At 49.0% G+C, this 6,175-nt stretch carries 8 protein-coding genes; 6 read left to right on the top strand and 2 right to left on the bottom strand.

The features are described from left to right. Nucleotides 1-120: 120 nt before the first annotated feature. Nucleotides 121-987 (bottom strand): AraC family transcriptional regulator, encoded by an 867-nt coding sequence (locus ACO9K6_RS18325; protein WP_424768997.1) that lies wholly within the window; start codon nucleotides 985-987, stop codon nucleotides 121-123. Between the two features lie 151 nt (nucleotides 988-1,138). Here ACO9K6_RS18325 and ACO9K6_RS18320 point away from each other — a divergent pair, with 151 nt between their 5' ends. The 3 genes from ACO9K6_RS18320 (at nucleotide 1,139) to ACO9K6_RS18310 (ending at nucleotide 3,777) form a co-directional block, all read left to right on the top strand. Then, on the top strand, nucleotides 1,139-2,215 hold the full coding sequence (locus tag ACO9K6_RS18320) for a Gfo/Idh/MocA family protein (protein WP_424768996.1): 1,077 nt from the start codon (nucleotides 1,139-1,141) through the stop codon (nucleotides 2,213-2,215). Nucleotides 2,216-2,249: 34 nt separating this feature from the next. Continuing rightward, nucleotides 2,250-3,086, top strand: a complete 837-nt coding sequence (locus ACO9K6_RS18315) for a sugar phosphate isomerase/epimerase family protein (RefSeq protein WP_424768995.1) — start codon at nucleotides 2,250-2,252, stop codon at nucleotides 3,084-3,086. A gap of 343 nt (nucleotides 3,087-3,429) precedes the next feature. After that, nucleotides 3,430-3,777, top strand: coding sequence for a hypothetical protein (locus tag ACO9K6_RS18310; RefSeq protein ID WP_424768994.1), 348 nt, complete (start codon nucleotides 3,430-3,432; stop codon nucleotides 3,775-3,777). Between the two features lie 325 nt (nucleotides 3,778-4,102). Here ACO9K6_RS18310 and ACO9K6_RS18305 read toward each other — a convergent pair whose 3' ends face one another. Further along, a complete protein-coding gene (locus tag ACO9K6_RS18305; protein WP_424769000.1) occupies nucleotides 4,103-4,177 on the bottom strand; it encodes a sortase B protein-sorting domain-containing protein in 75 nt (24 codons plus the stop codon). Between the two features lie 38 nt (nucleotides 4,178-4,215). Here ACO9K6_RS18305 and spoVAC point away from each other — a divergent pair, with 38 nt between their 5' ends. Genes spoVAC through spoVAE form a run of 3 tightly spaced genes read left to right on the top strand, consistent with a single transcriptional unit; the run spans nucleotide 4,216 to nucleotide 6,079 of the window. Continuing rightward, nucleotides 4,216-4,707 (top strand): stage V sporulation protein AC, encoded by a 492-nt coding sequence (spoVAC, locus tag ACO9K6_RS18300; RefSeq protein ID WP_424768993.1) that lies wholly within the window; start codon nucleotides 4,216-4,218, stop codon nucleotides 4,705-4,707. Nucleotide 4,708: 1 nt separating this feature from the next. After that, a complete protein-coding gene (gene spoVAD / locus ACO9K6_RS18295; RefSeq protein WP_424768992.1) occupies nucleotides 4,709-5,722 on the top strand; it encodes a stage V sporulation protein AD in 1,014 nt (337 codons plus the stop codon). A gap of 6 nt (nucleotides 5,723-5,728) precedes the next feature. Further along, complete coding sequence (gene spoVAE / locus ACO9K6_RS18290) at nucleotides 5,729-6,079, top strand: stage V sporulation protein AE (RefSeq protein ID WP_424768991.1); 351 nt, start codon at nucleotides 5,729-5,731, stop codon at nucleotides 6,077-6,079. Nucleotides 6,080-6,175: the final 96 nt, after the last annotated feature.

Below are 6,175 nucleotides of genomic sequence, written 5' to 3'. Positions count from 1 at the left end.
TTTGTGCGTATTTTTAGAATTCAACAAAAACGGGGCTGCCAGAAGTCAGTTTTCACTGACTTTCTGGACAGCCCCTTGCTGATTAATCGGGCTCATTGAATAGCAAAGTCCATTGCATCTTTACTGTGTTAGCTTCATTCTTCGATAATCCTTTGGTACTACGCCCTTCGATTCCCGGAAAATGCGGGAAAAGGTTTTGTAGGAGCCGTATCCTACTTCCATTGCAATTTCAGCAACGCTCATTTCGGTGGAGACAAGCAGGCTGCATGCGTGACGAAGCCGAAGATCATGAAGAAAATGAACATAGGTTTGACCCGTTGTTTGCTTGATCACCTCGCTGATACGAGAGACGCTCAAGGAGAAGCGGCCCGCCAAATCGGATAGCGATAGATCCTCCTGATAATTTTGATGAATATGATGGATGATCGGCCAGACGGAGGCATTTGTTTTTCCTGCTGGATTGGATGTGGTTTGAGGTGGACTGGCTGCTCTTCGAAAGCGGTCGAAGCACGCTAATATCTCCTTCAATCTTACCTGCAGCATCGTACGGCGCCAGGGCTCTTGTCCCTTATATTCACGATACATATCTTCGATTAAATATCTCATTCTTTCATTATCCTGGCCGCTGAGCTGAAGGAAGGGAGGCAGCGTATTCCGATCAATCAGATGCAGAAGGCCCTCTTCCTGACCCGGCTCCATCAATAAATCCATGCTAAACATGCAGTTATATAGAACGAGCGTACTGCCAGGCTCTGTGAACAGCTCATGCACCTGGTAGGGGAGCACAAACGTAAAGGTTCCTGGCAGCATCTCATGCCTTGCATCATTTATGGATTCGGAGCCCCGGCCGTCAACGACATATGAAAACTCCAAAAAGTCATGGCGATGCGGTCGAAAGCCGTGATACAAACGGTTTAAGCTGATATGGAGCGGTGAAGACGTATTCATATTTGGATACGTTTTCAAATAGTCGGGTATATAGGTCATGATATAAGTGATTCCTCCGAAAAATTGAGACTTTTTTCGAAAAACTAGCACGTATTCTGCTACCGTTTATTCTAACATAAATAACATGATCAGTCCCAAGCGATAGCTTATCAGACTGGTTTTACTTGAACAGAACATAGGAGGAATTCCGTTGACTGCTGTAAATAAAATTAGAATTGGGATTATCGGTGCAGGAAATATTGGAGGCGTTCATGCAAATGAGTTTTCCCAATTAGCGGATCAGTGTGAAATAACAGCGATTACGGACGCGTTTCTGCCGCTTGCCGAGATGAAAGCGAAGCAGTATGGGATTGTTAATGTTGTGGCAACGGCTGAGGAGCTTATCGCACGCGACGATGTAGACGCGATTGTCATAGGCGTACCGAATCAATACCATGCTCCGCTTGCCGTTCAAGCGATCAAGGCGGGCAAGCATGTACTGCTTGAGAAGCCGATGGGGATTAACGGCGAAGCTGCGCGTGAAATCTACAAAGCTAGTCAAGCAACGGACCGTGTTGTGATGGTTGGTCATCAAATGCGCTGGGAATCCGTACCGATGCAAATCAAAGATCAAATCGATCGGGGCGAGCTTGGCAAAATTTATACGGCCAAAACGGGCTGGTTCCGCCGTAAAGGCATTCCAGGCTGGGGCACCTGGTTTACGCAAATGGATCAATCGGGCGGCGGCCCGCTTATCGATATCGGCGTACATATGCTTGACTTAGCGTTGTATTTGATGGGCAATCCAAAGCCTGTATCCGTATATGGCGCAACCTATGCGGAGTTTGGACCAAGCCGCAAAGGAATTGGCACATGGGGAACTCCGAATTGGAACGGCATCTACAATGTTGAGGATTTGGCAACGGCTCTGATCAAAATGGAGGATGGCAGCACTTTATCCCTTGAGGTGAGCTGGGCGGTTCATATGGATACGGACAATACGCCTTTTGTACATATTATGGGCTCAGAGGGCGGCGCAAGCTATCGCGGATCTCAGGGCAAGCTGCTGACGGAGAAGTTTGATCGTCCGATTGAGACAGAGCTTCGCAGACCGGAAAATGATGAAAGCGAGCGGGCCCGATTAAGCCGTCATTTCCTAGAATGTATACGCGAGGGCAAGCAGCCAATTACTTCAGCATTGACGGGATTAACCAATAATCTTGTGCTTGATGCAATCTATGAATCCTCGCGTACAGGCAATGAAGTAAAGCTGGATTGGAATATTTAATTAAATAAAGACACGGATGAGAGGTGAACCATCAATGTTAAGAGGATTAACCGGGGCGGGTCTTGGCCGGATTGAAAGTGATGAAATGTTCATTAAGCTGGCTGGCGCACACGGCTTCCAAGCAGTCGATCTGGATGCGGCATCGCTCATAGAGCGGCATGGCGTGGACCAAGCGCGCGAGCTGCTTGCGAGTAACAATGTTGTCCTTGGTTCGATCGGACTGCCGGTCGAATGGAGAACGACAGAGGAGGCGTTTCTACAAGGCGTGGAAAAGCTTGCGGTTCATGCTGCGGCCGCTGCAGCGCTGGGGTGCACAAGCTGCTGTACGTATGTTTTACCCTCTACGGATCTGAAGGCTGCACATTTTATGGCGCTGGCTACGCGCCGCTTGCGCACCTGCGCGCAAATTCTGGGCGCTTATGGCATTCGACTCGGACTCGAATTCGTAGGTCCGCATCATCTGCGGACGCGCTGGCAAAATCCGTTCATTTGGACGCTTGAGGAGACGCTGGATTGGATCGATGCCATTGGTGAAAGCAATGTCGGACTGCTGTTCGATGCTTATCATTGGTATACGAATGGCTTGACGGTTGCTGACATCGAAGCGCTCCGTGCGGATCAAATCGTACACGTGCATATTAATGACGCGCCTGATGTGCCGATAGAGGAAGCGCTCGATAACGGCCGTGTTTATCCTGGCGAGGGTGTAATCGATTTGGTAGGTTTCCTTCAGGCGCTGCAAAAAATCGGATACACGGGAGCCGTCTCGCAGGAAATACTAACGGCGGAGGCGCCTGTTCAATCGTCGGAAGAGCTTGTACTGCGCTCGAAGCAGGGCTTCGATAAGGTGTTTGGCGCTGCAGGCTTGTAATCGAACAACTGGGGCTGTCTCATGATAGCCCCTTTTTCTTTATTCACCTTTATTCACGTTGTGTGGAAAATTTCAGGCTTATTAATGAAGTACTTATTAACGAAAAAAGTCCGTTCGTCACCAGCGAAAACGAGCTGTCCTCAAGATGCGAAAAAGCTTCTTCCGGGTCGGATCTTTTATTTATCAGAGCCTAGGCAGCGCTAATTTACATATAACGATCGGCATGAAGGGCAGTGTCAAGCTGAGTCACTTCCATATTCAATAGAGAAAGGTTGCTTTTTCCACGAAGCCCCTTTATCCTGAAGGTTACTATCCTATTCGGGAAGAGAGGCTTCGTATGTAAATGACGAATATTCAGATTAATCTCTATAAAGATTGGATTGATACGGTGAAGGAGGTGTTCCGAGGCTCCGGGCATCCACTGCCGGAATCGATAAGCGACAGTGAGGCTGCACTTGCCTATTTTCTGCAAACGACCGCTGCGGAGGGGGAGGCGAAGCAGCAGCGCGATGCGAACGAGGCAAGGCTAGCCGAGCTTCAAGCTATCATTCTCACAAACTTCGAGACTATAATCCTGCATGATATCAGAAGCCGGACCAGCTACCTTGGCGATCAATTTTCGTTCAAGTGGGTATTTCAGGGTGGCGAACATATTATTGAGGAGTATTCCTCCTACCGTATTCCGCTCTAATCGAGCGGATTTTTGTCGTTATAGAGGTCATTTGCAGCTAAGTGTCGCGCAATCTCTAATTTTGGTATGATAAAATAACTAAAAAATCATGTATGAACACGGGATAACAGGAATTAATACCAGTCAACCTATGATGTTGTCGAGGCGTTAATTGCTTACGGGTGAGTTAGTTAGCTGTGCATTTAGCAGCCAAAGGCGTTATGATTATTGAGCACTAATAATAATGAACTCAGATAAGCTTCCAATAGAGGATGCAGGCATATATTACAAGGATAGAAAAAAAGGATTGTCCGGACGGCAGCTTGCCGTCCTGGATAATCCTTTTTTACTGAATATTGCTTCCTGAAATTACAAATAATGAATTCCACAAGGCAAGCGGCGCTGCGTCTGACGTCTTCAAACGTTAGGGTATGCGTAACAGATAAGGAGTGAGAGTCAGTGGCTACCAAGAGCAAGAGCGGTCAACGCTACAAGAAAATGACGATGTCGCCTAAGGAGTATCAAACCTTCGCCAAATCGATGGAGCCGCCACGTTCAATATTTTGGAACTGCGTGAAAGCATTCGTCAGCGGGGGGGCGATATGCATCATTGGACAAGCGATTCAGGAGCTGTTCGTTCATCTCATGGGAATGTCTAACGAACAAGCCAGCAATCCGACGGTCGCTGTGCTTATCATTATTTCAGTTGTTTTAACCAGTTTGGGCGTTTACGATAAAATATCGCAATGGGCGGGCGCCGGCTCTGCGGTTCCCGTTACAGGCTTTGCCAACTCGATGTGCTCGGCTGCTCTGGAGCATCGCAGCGAGGGCTTAGTGCTTGGCGTGGGAGGCAATATGTTCAAGCTGGCGGGTTCCGTTATTGTTTACGGTACAGTTGCGGCATTTTTCGTCGGAATTGTACATCTCATCTTAGGTACTGGGGGCCAGTAATATGCTGCGTGGAAAGCAATCATGGTGGTTCGAGAACCGTCCCGTCATTCTTGGAGCGGCAACAGTTGTTGGGCCCGATGAGGGGGAAGGTCCGCTTGCCGCTGATTTTGACCTTGTGCATCCTGAGCTCGATATGCAGCAGAAAACCTGGGAGAAGGCAGAACGCCTTCTGCTCGAGCAAGCCTCCGAGTTTGCTATCCAGAACGCTCGCATTGCACGAGAACAGCTTCAGTTTTATATCGGCGGCGATCTCATGAATCAGATCATTAGCAACAGTTTCGCTGCGAGATCACTTGGCGTACCTTATTTGGGTGTGTTCGGGGCTTGCTCAACCTCAATGGAGACGCTGGCCCTTGCTGCTCAATTCGTTAATTCGGGCGCCGGCGATTATGTTATGGCGGGGACCTGCAGTCATAATTGCACAGCGGAGAAGCAGTTTCGATATCCTACCGAGTATGGTTCGCAAAAGCCGCCTACAGCACAATATACGGTTACAGGCGCTGGTGCAGCAGTTATTGCATCGGAGGGGAACGGTCCTGTCGTAGAGTGTGCTACGATCGGCAAAATTAACGATCTTGGCATTAAGGATCCGTTTAATATGGGGGCCGCTATGGCACCGGCGGCAGTTGATACAATTCAAGCTCATTTTAACGATACGGGGCGTACGCCAGGCGATTATGACTTGATTGTTACGGGGGATTTGGCCGGTGTCGGACACCCGATCGCGAAGAAGCTGCTTCACCAGAACGGCGTCCCCATGGATGATACTTTATTTATGGATTGCGGGCTAATGGTATATGACGTTCAGAAGCAAAAGGTTCAAGCGGGAGGGAGCGGCTGCGGCTGCTCTGCGGTTGTCACTTACGGCCATCTTCTCAAGAGGATGAAGAAGGGCGAGCTGAATCGCATCCTGGTCGTTGCTACAGGGGCTTTGCTGTCTCCGCTGTCATTTCAACAGGGTGAGAGCATACCTTGCATTGCACATGCGGTTGCCATCAGCTCAGGAAAGGAGTAGGAGTGTATGGTTTTTTTGTGGGCTTTTTTGGTTGGCGGAGCGATTTGTGTGCTGGGCCAGCTCATGTTCGATGTCATGAAGCTTACGCCCGCGCATACGATGTCAACCCTTGTTGTTGTCGGAGCGATCGTGGACGGCGTTGGCCTCTATGAGCCTTTGGTGAAGTTTGCGGGAGCGGGTGCCACCGTTCCCATCACGAGCTTCGGCAACGCACTCGTCCACGGCGCCTTAACTGAACTTCACGCTTCAGGATGGATCGGCGTCATCTCTGGCATTTTTAAGGTTACAAGCGCCGGAATATCGGCGGCTATCGTATTTTCGTTTTTAGCTGCGCTGGTTGTTAGACCAAAGGGCTGAACGAAATATAAGACGAGGAGAGTCCTGTGGGATTCTCCAATTTTTTTTGGAGCGAAAAAATTTGTACAGCGTAATAGTAGTACTGTAAAATAGTGC

The sequence above is a fragment of the Paenibacillus praedii genome, from assembly GCF_049725345.1.
Classification (GTDB): domain Bacteria; phylum Bacillota; class Bacilli; order Paenibacillales; family Paenibacillaceae; genus Pristimantibacillus.
Note: the sequence above shows the minus strand (reverse complement) of the source record. Positions and strands in the feature narration are given on the sequence as shown.